This window comes from Saccharopolyspora taberi (genome assembly GCF_039534165.1).
GTDB lineage: Bacteria > Actinomycetota > Actinomycetes > Mycobacteriales > Pseudonocardiaceae > Saccharopolyspora_D > Saccharopolyspora_D taberi.
This window is the reverse complement of record NZ_BAAAUX010000014.1, coordinates 754,446-768,855: the sequence shown is the minus strand read 5'-3', so window position 1 is coordinate 768,855 and position 14,410 is coordinate 754,446. Positions and strand designations below refer to the sequence as shown.

Sequence of the window (14,410 nt, the reverse complement as noted above, 5' to 3'; positions counted from 1 at the left end):
CGATCGACACCCCCAGTCTAACCTGAACGCCGTTCAGTTGAACGCTGTTCAGGTCGCCGCACCAGCCGACACCGGGAGAAGCGATGAGCGCCCCCTTCCACCAGCTCGCCGAAGCGATCCTCGCCGGGGTTCCGGCCACGCCAGAAGACGCCCTCGCCGTGCTGCGCGCCGACGACGCCGAGCTGATGTCCGTCGTGGCCGCCGCGGGAACGCTGCGCCGCGCGCACTTCGGCAACACGGTGAAGGTGAACTACCTGGTGAACCTCAAGTCGGGGCTCTGCCCGGAGAACTGCAACTACTGCTCGCAGGCGCTCGGCTCCGACGCCCCGATCCTGAAGTACTCGTGGCTGTCCAAGGACGCCGCCCTCCAGCAGGCCGGTGCCGGGCTCAGGGGCGGCGCCAGCCGGGTGTGCCTGGTCTCCTCCGGCCGCGGACCGTCCACACGCGACATCGACAAGGTCACCGACATGGTGACCGCGCTCAAGGAGGAGTACCCCGGCGTCGAGGTCTGCGCCTGCCTGGGACTGCTCAAGGACGGCCAGGCCGAGCGGCTCAGGGACGCCGGTGTGGACGCGTACAACCACAACATCAACACCGCCGAGAGCCACCACGAGAACATCGTCCAGACCCACACCTACGCCGACCGGGTCGACACCGTGGAGAAGGCGAAGACCGGCGGGCTGTCCCCGTGCTCCGGGCTGATCGCCGGGCTGGGGGAGACCGACGAGCAGCTGGTGGAGGCGCTGTTCGCGCTGCGGGCGCTGGACTCCGACTCGATCCCGGTGAACTTCCTGATGCCCTTCGACGGCACCCCGTTCGAGAACACCTGGGAGCTGTCCCCGACGCGGTGCGTGAAGATCCTCGCGATGGCGCGGTTCGTCTGCCCGGACAAGGAGATCCGCATCGCCGGGGGGCGCGAGATGCACCTGCGCTCGTTGCAGTCGATCGCGCTCCAGGTGGCGAACTCGATCTTCCTCGGCGACTACCTCACGTCGGAGGGCCAGGACGCCAAGGCCGACCTGGAGATGATCCGGGACAACGGGTTCGTCGTGCTGGGCTCCGACGAGGACCTGGCCCAGCGCGCCGAGCCGATCGACCCGGCGATCCGGCAGCGCGGGGCGGGCACCGACGTCCTGCCCAACGCCTGACCGATGGGTCCGGAAGCGCTGCTCGGGTTCGACCGCGAGCACCTGTGGCACCCGTACACCTCGATGACCGACCCGGCGCCGACCCGGCTGGTCACCGGCGCCTCGGGCAGCCGGATCACGCTTGACGGGGTCGGGCCGGTGGTCGACGGGATGGCGTCGTGGTGGTCGGCCATCCACGGCTACCGGCACCCGGTGCTCGACGAGGCCGTGCGCCACCAGCTCGACCGGATGTCGCACGTGATGTTCGGCGGGCTCACCCACGAGCCCGCGGTCGAGCTGGCGCGGCGGCTGATCGACGTCGCGCCCGCCGGACTCGACCGCGTCTTCCTCGCGGACTCCGGCTCGGTGAGCGTCGAGGTCGCGATGAAGATGGCGTTGCAGTACCAGCGCGGTGCGGGCAGGCCGGAGCGGACCAGGTTCCTGACCGTCCGCGGCGGCTACCACGGCGACACCTTCGACTGCATGAGCGTGTGCGACCCGGACGGCGGCATGCACGCGATGTGGTCCGGGGTGCTGCCGGAGCAGGTGTTCGGCGAGCGCCCGCCGCCGCTCGGCGGAAACGTGGACGCCTGGGCCGCGGGCTTCCGCGCGCTCGCGGCCGAGCACTCCGGCCGGCTGGCCGGTCTGATCGTGGAGCCGTTGCTCCAGGGTGCGGGCGGCATGCACCCGTATCCGGCGGAGTGCCTGGAGGTCTTCCGCGAGGTCGCCGACGAACACGGGCTGGTGCTGGTCTTCGACGAGATCGCCACGGGTTTCGGCCGCACCGGCACGTTCTTCGCGGCCGAGGCCGCCGGGGTGACGCCGGACGTGCTGTGCGTCGGCAAGGCGCTCACGGGCGGTTACCTGACGATGGCCGCGACACTGTGCACGGCCGAGGTCGCGCGGGGCCTGTCGGCCAGCGATTCCGGCGTTCTCATGCACGGCCCCACGTTCATGGGCAACCCGCTGGCGTGCGCGGTCGCATCAGCAAGCCTGGATCTGCTGTCCACTGGGGACTGGGCGGCCGACGTGCGGCGGATCAACACCGGTTTGCAGGCGCTGCACGGGATCGACGCCGTCGACGTGCGCGTGCTCGGAGCGGTCGGGGTGGTGCAGCTGGACCACCCGGTCGACGTGGCCAAGGCGACCGAAGCGGCGCTGGCCGAGGGCGTGTGGCTGCGCCCGTTCCGCGACCTGATCTACACCATGCCGCCGTACGTGTGCGGCGATGCCGACATCGCCACCATCTGCGCCGGGATCGCGGCAGCCGCGGAGGTCGCATGAGCGGCTGGGCGGCGTGGTTCGCCGAGCAGCGGACCGCGCGTGAGGACGCCGGACTGCAGCGCGCGCTGCGCCCGCGGGCGGCCGACGACGACGTCATCGACCTCGCCAACAACGACTACCTGGGCTTGAGCGGCCACCCCGAGGTCCGCAGAGCGGCCTCTGACGCCGCTCTCCGCTGGGGAGCGGGAGCGGCTGCTTCCAGGCTGGTGACCGGCACGACCACGCTGCACGCCGAGCTGGAGCGCGAACTCGCCGACTTCACCGGCCGAGAGGCGGCGCTGGTCTTCTCGACCGGCTACCACGCCAACCTGTCCGCGGTGACCGTGCTGGCGGACAAGCACTCGCTGATCATCTCCGACGCGCACGTGCACGCCTCGCTGATCGACGCCGCACGGCTGTCCCGCGCGGCGATCGAGGTGGTCCCGCACAACGACGTGTCCGCGGTGCGGGCCGCGCTGGCCGAGGCCGGCGACCGGCGGGCGATCGTGCTCACCGAGTCGATCTTCTCGGTGCTCGGCGACGCCGCGCCGCTCGCGGACCTGGCCGCGGTCTGCGCCGACCACGACGCGCTGCTGGTCGTGGACGAGGCGCACGGGCTCGGTGTGGTCGGCGAAGGCGGCCGGGGGCTGGTGCACGCCCGCGGTCTGGCGGGCCACCCGCACGTGGTGATGACCGCGACGCTGTCGAAATCCCTTGGCGCGATGGGAGGTGCGGTCCTCGGCTCCGCCGCGTTGATCGACCACCTCGTCAACCGCGCGCGGCCGTTCATCTTCGACACCGGTCTCGCGCCGGCTCCCACCGCCGGCGCGCAGGCCGCCCTCCGCCTGCTGCGCGAGCGACCGGCCCTGCCGTCCTCGATCCACCGGCGCGGCGGTGAGCTGGCGGAACGGCTCGGGGTGCCGGGGTCGGCGGGTGCCGTGCTGTCGGTGCCGATGCCGTCCCCGCGGGTCGCCCTCGCCGCGCAGGCCGCGGCGCTCGCGGACGGAGTCCGGGTGGGGTGCTTCCGGCCGCCGTCGGTGCCCGACGGGGTCTCCCGGCTGCGGATCACCACCCACGTCGGACTCGACGACGAGCGCTGGGCGTACGCGGTCAAGGTGCTGTGCCAGGTCGTCGACGACTACCGGCTGCCATAGGGGTGCATATAGTGTTCGGCCATGGGCCATAGGGATCTCGATGTCCCGGCGCCGCAGGCTCCGGACCTCAACCTGCTCCGCACCTTCCTGGCCGTGTACCGCTCGGGCTCCTTCACCGCCGCGGCCGGACTCCTGGGGTTGTCGCAGCCCACGGTGACGACCCAGATCCGGTCCCTGGAGCGGCAGCTGGAACGCGAGCTCTTCCAGCGCCTGCCGCGCGGAGTCGAGCCGACGTCGGCCGCCCACGAGGTCGCGACCCGGGTGGCCGGGCCGCTCGACGCGCTCGCTTCGGCCGCCGGGCACGGCACCGCGCGGGGCGCGCCGGGCGTCCCGGTCCACCTGGCCGGGCCCGCCGAGCTGCTGTGCACCCGCGTCCTGCCCGCACTCGCCCCGCTGGCCGCCGACGGCGTGCGGCTGCGCGTGACCACCGGCCTGACCGGCCCGCTGCTGGAGGAACTGCGGGCCGGGCGCCACGACCTGGTGATCGCCACCTTCCGCCCGCGCGGCCGGACGCTGACCGCGGTCCCGCTGATGGACGAGGAGTTCGTCCTGGTCGCCGCGCCTTCCTGGGCGGACCGCGTGAAGGAGCGGCTGGCCGTCGACGGTCCGGCGGCGCTGCACGCCGTCCCGCTGATCACCTACGCCGAGGACCTGCCCATCGCCCGCCGGTACTGGCGGCACGTCTTCGGCGCACGCCTGTCCTGCCCCGCCGCCGTCACCGTGCCCGACCTGCGCGGCGTGCTCGCCGCGGTCACCGCGGGCGCGGGCTTCACCGTCCTGCCGCGCTACCTGTGCGCCGGTGAACTGGCCTCCGGCGCCCTCGTGCCGTTGCACGAGCCGGACGATCCGCCGATCAACACCGGCTACCTCGTGCAGCGGCCGGGAAAGATCGAGAACCCCGATGCCGTCCGAGTCCGCGACCGGCTCCTGGAAGCCGGCCGCGGATGGTGACCGCTCAGCCCAGCACCTTGACGACCTCGGCGGCCAGCGGGGCGGAGGAGGCGGGGTTCTGCCCGGTGAACAGGTTGCGGTCGACGACCACGTTCGGCGTCCACGGCTCGGCCTCGGAGAACTCGGCGCCCAGCGCGACCAGCCGGTCCTGCAGCAGCCACTTCGCCTTGTCGGCGAACCCGGCCTGGGCCTCCTCGGCGTTGGTGAAGCCGGTCAGCCGGTAGCCGCGGAACGGCGAGGTGCCGCCGGACTCGGTGGCCAGCAGCGCGGCGGGGGCGTGGCAGACCACGGCGAGCGGCTTGCCGGAGGCCAGGGCGCCGGTCAGCAGCCGCCCGGAGTCGGCGTTGACCGCCAGGTCCTCCATCGGGCCGTGCCCGCCGGGGTAGAACACCGCCGCGTAGTCGGCCAGGTCGACCTCCTCCACCTTGATCGGGCCGCGCAGCTCGGACGCCGACTCCAGCACCGCGGCGACGCGGTCCGCGGCCTCCTGGCCGCCGTTGACCTCCGGGGCCAGGCTGGCCCGGTCGACGGTGGGCAGCACGCCGCCGGGAGTGGCCACGACGATCTCGTGCCCGGCCGCGGTGAACGCCTGGTACGGAGCCGCGAACTCCTCGGCCCAGTACCCGGTGGGGTGCTGGGTGCCGTCGGCCAGCGTCCAGTGGTCGGCGCCGGTCATCACGAACAGGATCTTCGCCATGTGTAGATCAGCTTTCCAAGCTCGGTGGGCTGACGGTCTCGTCAGCGGGACGGTTCCGACGGTAGGAGCGGTGCCCGCACGATCGCCAATAGCCGAACGCATGCCTGGCCATAGAGATCCTGATGGGCCCGCCGCCTGTCAGCGGTTGGTCAGCGGAGAACGCGATCGTCGAAGTCATGATTCGACACCGCGACACCGATTGATCCTCGCGATGACCGTGACCGGTGTCCTGGTCGCCGTCCCGGCCGCGCACGCGCAGGGAGCTGAGCTGGAGCACCGGACTGCGGCTCAACGACTATGTGCTCCACGGCGTCGGCGATCCCCGCGAGATCATGGACAACGAGTTCGACGCCTTCCCGGGCCGGTCGTCGTGGCCTCGGCTGACCCCCACCAGCCGGGGCCACGACGCGCACGCCCAAGACTGCCGGAGCCCGCTGACAAAGCGCTGACAGCCGCTTGGGACGGCCGTGCCGGAACTGGCGTTCGGCCCGCGCGGGCGAGCGGGATAATTTCACGCTGAAAACAATTCCGTGACGGCGCGAAATGTCTGTCCACAGCGGACTAAACGTATCATCTGACTCACATCGCGGGAATGGTTGCCCGGTCATGCGGCGAGCCGTAGCTTCTGCTTTCGAACCTGGTCACAAGGCATGAATCAGCCGATCGAAGCAGAAGAAATTGGCTACTGACACTTCCCCCACCGCCGTTCCGGCGGAATCGATCCGATTCGAGTTCCGGCACGTGCACATCAGCGACGAACTGGTGGTGCCGCTGCTCGACGAGCTGGCCCACGAGTATTCGAGCCGGTACGGCCGCGCGCTGGACGAACAGGTGCGCGTGCTGGCCGAGGAATACCCGCCGGAGGAGTTCTCCCCGCCGGGCGGCGCGGTCGTGGTCCTGCTGCGGGACGGGCTGCCGGTGGCCGGCGGCGCGTTCCGGCGCTACGACGCCGAAACCGCCGAGCTGAAGCGGATGTGGACCCGGTCCGGCCACCGCAGGCGCGGGCTGGGGCGCCGGGTCGTCGAGGAGCTGGAACGGGTCGCACGGCTCCGGGGGTACCGGCGCGCCTACCTGACCACCGGCTGGCGGCAGCCGGAGGCCAAGGCCCTCTACCTGGCGGCCGGGTATTCGCCGCTGTTCGACATCACCCGCGATCCCGCCGAGATCGCCGCCCCGCTGCCCTTCGAGAAGCGCCTGGAGGGACCATGACCACCACGCAGGAAGGCGTCCGGCGGGCACCTGAGGACGACGACCTCGACCTGCTCACCGTGGTGCCCGCGCGCTATCCGTGGCGCTGGGTGGCCGGGGCGGTCACGCTGATCGTCGTCGCGACCGTCGTGCACGGGCTGATCACCAATCCCGCCTGGGAGTGGAGCACGGTCGCGATCTACGTGTTCAACGTGGCGATCCTGGAATCGGTCGTCCTGACGCTGACCCTGACGTTCCTGGGCATCGTCCTCGGTTTCCTGCTCGGAACCGTGCTCGCGCTCATGCGGTTGTCCGCGAGCCCGCTGCTGCGGGGAGTCAGCTGGACCTACGTGTGGATCTTCCGGTCCGTCCCGCTGATCCTCCAGCTGCTGTTCTGGTACAACATCGCGATCCTCTACAACCGGATCGAACTGGGGATCCCGTTCGGGCCGACGTTGTTGTCCGTCAGCACCATGTCGCTCATCCCGCCGCTGGGCGCCGCGACGCTGGGGCTGACCCTGCACCAGGCGGCCTACTCGGCGGAGATCGTCCGCTCCGGGCTGCTGTCCATCGACCACGGGCAGCTCGAAGCCGCCGCGGCGCTGGGCATCCCGCGGCGCAGGCAGCTGAGCCGGATCATCCTGCCGCAGGCCATGCGCACGATCATCCCGGCCGCGGGCAACGAGATCATCGGCATGGTCAAGGGGACCTCGGTCGTCTACATCATGGCGCTGCCCGAGCTCTTCTACCAGGTGCAGGTGATCTACCAGCGCACCGGGCGGATCATCCCGATGCTGGTCGTCGCAACGATCTGGTACGTGCTGATGACCACGGTGCTCTCGGTGGGCCAGTACTACGTGGAGCGCCACTTCTCCAAGGGAGCGGCCAGGAATCTCGCGCCGACGCCGCTGCGACGGCTGCGCGGATTGCTCGCGGACCGGCGACGGGCACGAACCGGGGAGGCGTCATGAGCGACGTGATGGTCGACGTGCGCGCGGTGCACAAGAGCTTCGGCCAGTCCGAGGTACTGCGCGGGGTCCACCTCCAGGTGCGTGCCGGGGAGGTGACGGTGGTGATCGGCCCGTCCGGATCCGGGAAGTCGACGCTGCTGCGCACCATCAACCACCTGGAGAAGGTCGACCGCGGGCACATCAGCATCGACGGCGAACTGCTCGGCTACCGCAGGTCCGGGCGCAGGCTGCACGAGCTGAAGGAACGCGACATCCTGCGGCAGCGCACCCGCATCGGCTTCGTCTTCCAGAACTTCAACCTCTTCCCGCACCTGACCGCGCTGGACAACGTCAGCGAGGCTCCGGTGTCGGCGCAGGGACGGCCGCGCAGGGAGGCCGTCGAGCTGGCCGCCCGGCTGCTCGACCGGGTGGGCCTGGCGGACCGGAAGGACTCCTACCCGCGCCAGCTCTCCGGCGGGCAGCAGCAGCGGGTCGCGATCGCGCGGGCGCTGGCCCTGCGGCCGAAGCTCGTGCTGTTCGACGAACCGACCTCGGCGCTGGACCCGGAACTGGTCGACGAGGTGCTCGACGTCATCCGCGGCCTGGCCCGCGACGGCACCACGATGATCGTGGTCACCCACGAGATCGGGCTCGCCCGCGAGATCGCCGACAACGTGGTGTTCCTCGACGCCGGGCGGATCGTCGAGCAGGGACCGCCGGACCAGGTCCTCGACCACCCAGCGCACGAACGCACCCGCAGCTTCCTGAGCAGGGTGCTCTGAACCCCGGCACAACCGAGGAGACCGATCCGATGCCGATCCGAAGAAGGACACTGCTGCTCCCGGCCGTCTTCGCCGCTGCCACCGCCGTGCTTTCCTCCTGCACCGCGGAAGTGGCGCCGAAAACCGCCGAGAACCCCAACCAGCCCGGCCGCGTCAACACCAGCCCCGAGCAGAACCGCGTCCGCGCGCAGAAGGTCGAGGAGATCGCGAACCTGGTGCCGCCGGAGATCCGGAACCGGGGAACGCTGGTGGTCAGCGTGAGCGGGCAGGGCTCGCCGCCGCTGAGCTTCCGCGCCGACGACGACAGGACCGTGATCGGCGTCGAGATCGACGTCGCCCAGCTCGTCGCCGACGTGCTCGGCCTGCGGCTCGAACTCCAGCCGACCTCCTGGGAGAACATCTTCCTGTCGGTGCGCAGCGGTCAGCACGACGTGGGGTTCTCCAACATCACGGTGACCGAGGAGCGCAAGGAGATCTACGACTTCGCCACCTACCGCACCGACACCGTCGCGTTCCTGGCCAGGGCGGACAGCCCGCTGGTGGTCAAGGGCCCGCCGGACATCGCGGGAAGGACGGTGTCGGTCAGCTCCGGCACCAACCAGGAGAAGATCCTGCTGGACTGGGACGCCCGGAACAGGGCAGCCGGGCTCGCCCCGGTGAAGTTCCAGTACTACGGCGAGAACTCCGCCGACTACTACCTGGCCCTGCGGTCCGGCCGCATCGACCTCTACGTCGGGCCGAACCCGACGCTGTCGTACCACGCGACGGTCAGCGGCGAGAGCAGGGTCGTGGGCACGGTGCCGGGCGGCGGCGAGTTCCCCGCCCAGATCGCCGCGACCACCAGGAAGGGCAACGGCCTGGTCACCGCGCTGGCCAGGGCGATCGACCACGAGATCGCGGGCGGACGCTACGCCGAGGTCCTCGGCCGGTGGAACCTCGGCAACGAGGCCCTGCCCGCGTCGCAGATCAACCCGCCCGGCCTGCCCAAGTCCGTCGGCTGACGACGCGTTCACCCGCAACACGCACGAGAGTGATGAATCCGATGGCCAACACCGCACGCCTGAAACCGGTCAGCAGACGGAGCCTGCTGCGCTGGGGACTCGCCGCCACCGCGACCGGAACCGTGCTGAGCGGCTGTTCGGCCGGTGCCGCGAGCCCGGCCGGTGAGACGAAGGTCGTCCGCTACCAGGGCTGGTCGGGGGACGTGCTGTACCCGGAGCTGGCGGCCGATCTGGGGCTGCTCGGCGACCTGCGGCTGGAGTGGATCGGCAACACCACCAGCGGGCCGCAGGACATCCAGGCCACGGTGACCGGTGACATCGACATCGGCGGCGCCTTCAACGGGGCGATCGTCCGGCTGATCGCGGCGGGCGCGCCGATCCGGGCGGTGGTCGGCTACTACGGCGCCGACGCCGACACCCTGGCCGGCTACTACGCGCTGGAGGGAAGCCCGATCCGCGGGCCCCGCGACTTCATCGGCAAGAAGGTCGGGGTCAACACCCTCGGCGCGCACCACGAGGACGTGCTGGCCATCTACCTGGAGCAGGGCGGCCTCAGCGAGGAGGAGATCCGCTCCGTGCAGCTGGTCGTGGTCCCGCCGGTCAGCGCCGAGCAGGCGTTGCGCTCCGGCCAGCTCGACGTGTCCGTGCTGTCGGACATCCGGCGGGAGAAGGCCATCGCGCGCGGCGGGATCCAGCCCGTGTTCACCGACTTCGACCTGCTGGGCGCGTTCACCGCGGGCTGCTACGTCCTGCGGGAGGAGTTCATCGCGGCCAACCCGACCACGACCAGGACCCTGGTCGCGGGGGTGGCCCGGGCGGTGCACTGGGCGCAGACCCGCCCGCGCGAGGAGGTCGCCGCCCGCTTCACCGAGATCATCCGGCGGCGCGGGCGCAACGAGGACACCTCGTCGGTGCCGTACTGGAGGTCCACCGGCGTGGCCGGGCCGGGCGGGCGGATCGCCGACCGCGAGTTCGGCACCTGGCTGGAGCGCTCGGTCAAGGACGGCCGGGTGCCGCCCGGCCGGCTCGACGTCGCCCGGCTCTACACCAACGAGTTCAACCCCTTCTGAGCGGCGAGCGGGGGGATCGGAGATCCATGACCACCATCACCTTCGACCAAGTGACCAAGAAGTTCCCGGTGCGCGGCGGGAACGACGGCGAGGTCACCGCGCTGAGCGGGATCGACCTGCGGATCGGGTCCGGCGAGCTGGCGGTGATCGTCGGCCCGAGCGGTTCGGGGAAGTCGACCATGCTGGACCTGCTGGCCGGGCTGGACCTGCCGACCAGCGGTGAGATCCGGCTCGACGGGCAGCCCATCACCGGGCCCGGGCTGGACCGGGGCGTGGTGTTCCAGCAGTACGCGCTGCTGCCCTGGCGCACGGCGCAGGGCAACGTCGAGTTCGGACTGGAGGCCAAGCAGGTTCCCAAGTCGCAGCGCCGCGAACGTGCTCGCGAGTACCTGGAGCTGGTCGGACTGTCCGGCTTCGAGAACCACTACCCGCACCAGCTCTCCGGCGGGATGAAGCAGCGCGTGGCCATCGCGCGCAGCCTGGCCTTCGACCCGGAGGTGCTGCTCATGGACGAACCGTTCGCCGCGCTCGACGCCCAGACCCGGGACCTGCTGCAGGAGGAACTGCTGCGGATCTGGGAACGCACCGGCAAGACGATCGTGTTCATCACCCACGGCATCGACGAGGCCGTGTTCCTCGGGCAGCGGGTGGCGGTGCTGACGTCCCGGCCGGGCACGGTCAAGGACGTCGTCGAGGTCGACCTGGGGAACCGCCGCGAACGCGAGGACCTGCGGTCGGAGCCGGAGTTCGCGCACTACCGGCACGAGATCTGGAACCTGCTGCGCTCCGAGACGGGGCGGGCCCGCGCCGAGGAGGTGGCCGAAGTTGGCTGACACCACGAAGTTCGCCGACACCCCGAAGTCCGCCAGTGCTCCGGAGCTCTCCAATACTCCGGAGTCGGCCGGCGCCCCGGTGCGGCGCGATGGAGTCGCGCGGGCCGTTCCGCGCACCCGCGCGGGAGCGGGCCGAGTGTTCAAGGCGACGGCCGGGATCGTGCTGTTCCTGCTCGTCTGGGAGCTCGCGCCGCGGATCGGGCTGGTCGACAGCATCTTCCTGCCGCCGTTCAGCGAGGTGGTCGGGACCTGGTGGGAGCTGGCCGCGGACGGTCAGCTGTGGGAACACCTCGGCGCCAGCCTCGCGCGGTCGCTGGCGGGATTCCTGATCGCCGTGGCCGTCGCGGTTCCCCTCGGGGTGGTGATCGGCTGGTACCGGGTGGTCAGCGATCTGCTCAACCCGCTGCTGGAACTGTTCCGCAACACCGCCGCTCTGGCGCTGCTGCCGGTGTTCGTGCTGCTGCTCGGCCTCGGCGAGACCTCGAAGGTGTCGCTGATCGTGTTCGCGTGCACCTGGCCGATCCTGCTGAACACGATCAGCGGCGTGCGCACCGTGGATCCGTTGCTGATCAAGTCGGCCCGGTCGATGGGCTTCACGCCGTTCCCCTTGTTCTACAAGGTGGTGCTGCCCGCCGTGGTGCCCACGGTGTTCACCGGGATCCGGCTGGCGGGGGCGAACTCGATCCTGGTGCTGGTCGCCGCGGAGATGGTCGGGGCGAGGGCGGGGCTCGGGTACCTGATCAACGCTTCGCAGTTCAACTTCCAGGTGCCCGAGATGTACGCCGGGATCATCACGATCTCGTTGCTGGGGCTCGGTTTCAACCAGGCGCTGGTTCTGGCCGAGCGGCGCTTGTCCCGGTGGCGGGCCTAAAGCTGAAGTTGCCGTGCGCGGTTGCTTGGAGTGGCGTCAGTCGCTCCAAGCAACCGCGTTTTCACCGCGCCACGCGAAAGCCGATGTTGCCCGCCGAACTGTCGGGCGTGTTGGAGCTCCGGGCGGCGACGCGGTAGCGGTTGCAGTAGGAGTCGTGGCACAGGTGCGAACCGCCGCGCATCACGCGCGCGGTGCCGTCCTCCGGACCGGTCGGGTTGCTGCGCGGGCCGGTGACGTGGAAGTCCCGGCTGAACCAGTCGGCGCACCACTCCCAGACGTTGCCGACGACGTTGTGCAGGCCGAAACCGTTGGGGCGGAAGGACTTCACCGGTGCCGTGCCCAGGTAGCCGTCCTCGCCGGTGTTCACGCCGGGGAAGTCGCCCTGCCAGGTGTTGGCCTGGTAGCGGCCACCGGGCGTGAACTCGTCGCCCCAGGGGTAGCGGCGCTGGTCGAGGCCGCCTCGTGCGGCGTACTCCCATTCCGCCTCGGTGGGAAGGCGGACGCCGGCCCACTCGCAGTAGGCGGTCGCGTCGTTCCAGGAGACGTGCACGACGGGATGGTTCTGGCGCTTGGTGATGTCGGACCCCGGCCCTTCGGGCGCCTTCCAGAACGCCCCGGCGACCGCGCGCCACCAGGGCGCCGCGTGCACCACCGCGGAGGCGCGTTCCAGCCGCGGATCGAGGAAACCGGCGAACACGAAGGAGAACTCGAAGCGCTCCGCCTCCGTGACGTACCCGGAGTCCTTGACGAAGGTGGCGAACTGCGCGTTGGTCACCGTGGTGGTCTCGATGGCGAAGGGGGCCAGCTCGACCTCCCGGACCGGCCCCTCGCCGTCGGCCGGATACCCCACGTCGTCCTCGGTGCCCATCCGGAACCGGCCGCCCGGCAGGGCCGCCATCCGGTTGTGGCGAGGCTTCGGCGAGCGGATCGCCGGGGAGGCCGCGACGCCGTGCGCGTCGCGGCCGGGGGTGCAGCACGACCCGGTCATGCGCGAACTCCTCCAGCAGGGGACCGCCCCCCATGCCGGTTCGGCACGAGGGCGGCCCGGGACGGTGCGGTTTCAGCTCCTGCGGTCGGCCGCGAGCCTGCTCGCGAGCTGGGGGATCCCCAGCCGCTGCTCGTCCTCCGGCGTGGCCTGGTAGAGCTTGTTGGTCAGCTGGTACGGGTCGGCGGCCAGGTCGTAGTACTCCCGGAACGTCACGCGCCCGGTGCCGACCTCCTGACCGCTCTCGTCGGTGTGCAGATCGTAGTACTCGACGTACTGCTTGTCGGTGCCCACGTAGGACGCCCACGTGTCCTTGGGCCCGTTGGTCCCGGCCTTCCACCACTCGGTCAGGATGTGGTCGCGCCTGAAGTCCGAGAGCAGCGACCTGCCGTCCTGCGGGGTGTCCGGCTGGACGCCCGCGGCGTGCAGGATGGTCGGGGCGATGTCGATGTTGCCCACGATCCGGTCGTCGGAAGCACCGGAGCCCAGACCACCGGCGGGCCAGGACACGTACAGCGGGATCTCGTGCGCGGGCCGGTAGGGCGCGGCCTTGCCCAGCAGACCGTGGTCGGCCCAGTGGAAACCGTTGTCGGCGACGTAGATCACCAGCGTGTTCTCCAGCTGGCCGAGCTGGGCCAGCTTGTCGTGGAACGCCTTGACCGCGTCGTCGACGCTGAGCAGCGTGCGCAGCTGCCGCTGGCGCACCGCCTGTCCGTCGGCGGGCGTGTTGGCGGCGTTCTGCACGTAGACCGGTTTGTCGGCCCTGTCGGGTTCGGGGACCGAGGGCCTGCCCTCCCACTCCGGAACCGGGGTTTCGGCGTAGTCGGCCTCGGGGGTGTTCGGCCCGTGCGGCGCGTACGGGGAGACGTAGGCGAACCACGGGCGGTCGTCGGTGGCCGACTTGTCCAGGAACGCCAGCGTCCGCTCGGCGATCACGTCGGTGGTGTAACCGGGGATCTGCCGCACGGTGCCGTTGTCGTTGTAGGTGCCGTCGACGTAGCCGGGCTGGAGCAGCGCCCACTCCTCGAAGTGCGGCGGGTTGTCCGCGATCTGCCAGGAGTTCAGGTACTTGCCGAACAGGCCGGTCCGGTACCCGGCCTGCTTGAGGTGGCGCTGCACGGTGGTGTTCTGGTCGAGGTTGTAGGCGTGGCCGTTGTCGCGGACGCCGTGGTTGTGCGCGTACCGGCCGGAGAAGATCGACGAGCGGGACGGCGCGCACAGGGGAGTGGTGGAGTGGGCCTGGGTGAACTCCACGCCGCGACCGGCCAGCCAGTCGCGGGTCTTCTTCGTGGCCCAGTCGGTTTCCTTCGGCTGGTCGTCGGTGACGATCACCAGGACGTTCGGGCGGTTCCCGGCCGCAGCGGCCTGGGCGGAGCCGAGGACTCCCGGCAGCGCGGCCGCGGTCGTGATCACCGCGGACCCCTTGAGCACGCCGCGGCGGCTGACCTCGGCGTGCCGTCCGGTCGTTCCGTCTGACATGGAGGTTTCCCTTCGCTGTCCAATCGGATCACTCACGACGGGCGGCGACGTCGGCGTCC

General features: G+C 70.8%; 15 protein-coding genes. 12 read left to right on the top strand and 3 right to left on the bottom strand.

Annotation, left to right across the window (positions count from 1 at the left end; genetic code table 11):
- Positions 1–83 precede the first annotated feature (83 nt).
- Genes bioB through ABD691_RS17805 form a run of 4 tightly spaced genes read left to right on the top strand, consistent with a single transcriptional unit; the run spans position 84 to position 4,495 of the window.
- On the top strand, positions 84–1,148 hold the full coding sequence (gene bioB / locus ABD691_RS17820; protein WP_344681051.1) for a biotin synthase BioB: 1,065 nt from the start codon (positions 84–86) through the stop codon (positions 1,146–1,148).
- Between the two features lie 3 nt (positions 1,149–1,151).
- Positions 1,152–2,411 carry an adenosylmethionine--8-amino-7-oxononanoate transaminase gene (locus tag ABD691_RS17815; RefSeq protein WP_344681049.1) on the top strand — a complete coding sequence of 420 codons (1,260 nt, stop codon included), beginning with the start codon at positions 1,152–1,154 and terminating at the stop codon, positions 2,409–2,411.
- Positions 2,408–3,544 (top strand): 8-amino-7-oxononanoate synthase, encoded by a 1,137-nt coding sequence (locus ABD691_RS17810; RefSeq protein WP_344681047.1) that lies wholly within the window; start codon positions 2,408–2,410, stop codon positions 3,542–3,544. Before ABD691_RS17815 ends, ABD691_RS17810 begins: the two co-directional genes overlap by 4 nt.
- A gap of 21 nt (positions 3,545–3,565) precedes the next feature.
- Positions 3,566–4,495 carry a LysR family transcriptional regulator gene (locus tag ABD691_RS17805; RefSeq protein ID WP_344681045.1) on the top strand — a complete coding sequence of 310 codons (930 nt, stop codon included), beginning with the start codon at positions 3,566–3,568 and terminating at the stop codon, positions 4,493–4,495.
- A gap of 4 nt (positions 4,496–4,499) precedes the next feature.
- On the opposite strand, the gene ABD691_RS17800 is transcribed toward ABD691_RS17805, so the two are convergent.
- Positions 4,500–5,192 carry a type 1 glutamine amidotransferase domain-containing protein gene (locus ABD691_RS17800; protein ID WP_344681043.1) on the bottom strand — a complete coding sequence of 231 codons (693 nt, stop codon included), beginning with the start codon at positions 5,190–5,192 and terminating at the stop codon, positions 4,500–4,502.
- A 224-nt stretch (positions 5,193–5,416) separates the two neighbouring features.
- Here ABD691_RS17800 and ABD691_RS17795 point away from each other — a divergent pair, with 224 nt between their 5' ends.
- The 8 genes from ABD691_RS17795 to ABD691_RS17760 all read left to right on the top strand — a co-directional run bounded on the left by ABD691_RS17795 (position 5,417) and on the right by ABD691_RS17760 (position 11,887).
- On the top strand, positions 5,417–5,641 hold the full coding sequence (locus ABD691_RS17795; protein ID WP_344681041.1) for a hypothetical protein: 225 nt from the start codon (positions 5,417–5,419) through the stop codon (positions 5,639–5,641).
- A gap of 229 nt (positions 5,642–5,870) precedes the next feature.
- On the top strand, positions 5,871–6,401 hold the full coding sequence (locus tag ABD691_RS17790) for a GNAT family N-acetyltransferase (protein ID WP_344681039.1): 531 nt from the start codon (positions 5,871–5,873) through the stop codon (positions 6,399–6,401).
- Entirely contained in the window at positions 6,398–7,351 is a 954-nt protein-coding gene (locus ABD691_RS17785; protein WP_344681037.1) for an amino acid ABC transporter permease, read from the top strand. Before ABD691_RS17790 ends, ABD691_RS17785 begins: the two co-directional genes overlap by 4 nt.
- Entirely contained in the window at positions 7,348–8,112 is a 765-nt protein-coding gene (locus ABD691_RS17780) for an amino acid ABC transporter ATP-binding protein (RefSeq protein ID WP_344681036.1), read from the top strand. The genes ABD691_RS17785 and ABD691_RS17780 overlap by 4 nt, the downstream gene beginning before the upstream one ends.
- A gap of 29 nt (positions 8,113–8,141) precedes the next feature.
- Complete coding sequence (locus ABD691_RS17775; protein WP_344681034.1) at positions 8,142–9,113, top strand: ABC transporter substrate-binding protein; 972 nt, start codon at positions 8,142–8,144, stop codon at positions 9,111–9,113.
- Positions 9,114–9,154: 41 nt separating this feature from the next.
- Positions 9,155–10,183 carry an ABC transporter substrate-binding protein gene (locus ABD691_RS17770; protein ID WP_344681032.1) on the top strand — a complete coding sequence of 343 codons (1,029 nt, stop codon included), beginning with the start codon at positions 9,155–9,157 and terminating at the stop codon, positions 10,181–10,183.
- A gap of 26 nt (positions 10,184–10,209) precedes the next feature.
- On the top strand, positions 10,210–11,016 hold the full coding sequence (locus ABD691_RS17765; RefSeq protein ID WP_344681030.1) for an ABC transporter ATP-binding protein: 807 nt from the start codon (positions 10,210–10,212) through the stop codon (positions 11,014–11,016).
- A 79-nt stretch (positions 11,017–11,095) separates the two neighbouring features.
- On the top strand, positions 11,096–11,887 hold the full coding sequence (locus ABD691_RS17760; RefSeq protein ID WP_344681332.1) for an ABC transporter permease: 792 nt from the start codon (positions 11,096–11,098) through the stop codon (positions 11,885–11,887).
- Positions 11,888–11,948: 61 nt separating this feature from the next.
- On the opposite strand, the gene ABD691_RS17755 is transcribed toward ABD691_RS17760, so the two are convergent.
- Together ABD691_RS17755 and ABD691_RS17750 are read right to left on the bottom strand one after the other, a co-directional pair.
- On the bottom strand, positions 11,949–12,875 hold the full coding sequence (locus ABD691_RS17755) for a formylglycine-generating enzyme family protein (RefSeq protein ID WP_425565098.1): 927 nt from the start codon (positions 12,873–12,875) through the stop codon (positions 11,949–11,951).
- A 72-nt stretch (positions 12,876–12,947) separates the two neighbouring features.
- A complete protein-coding gene (locus tag ABD691_RS17750; RefSeq protein ID WP_344681028.1) occupies positions 12,948–14,351 on the bottom strand; it encodes a sulfatase family protein in 1,404 nt (467 codons plus the stop codon).
- Positions 14,352–14,410: the final 59 nt, after the last annotated feature.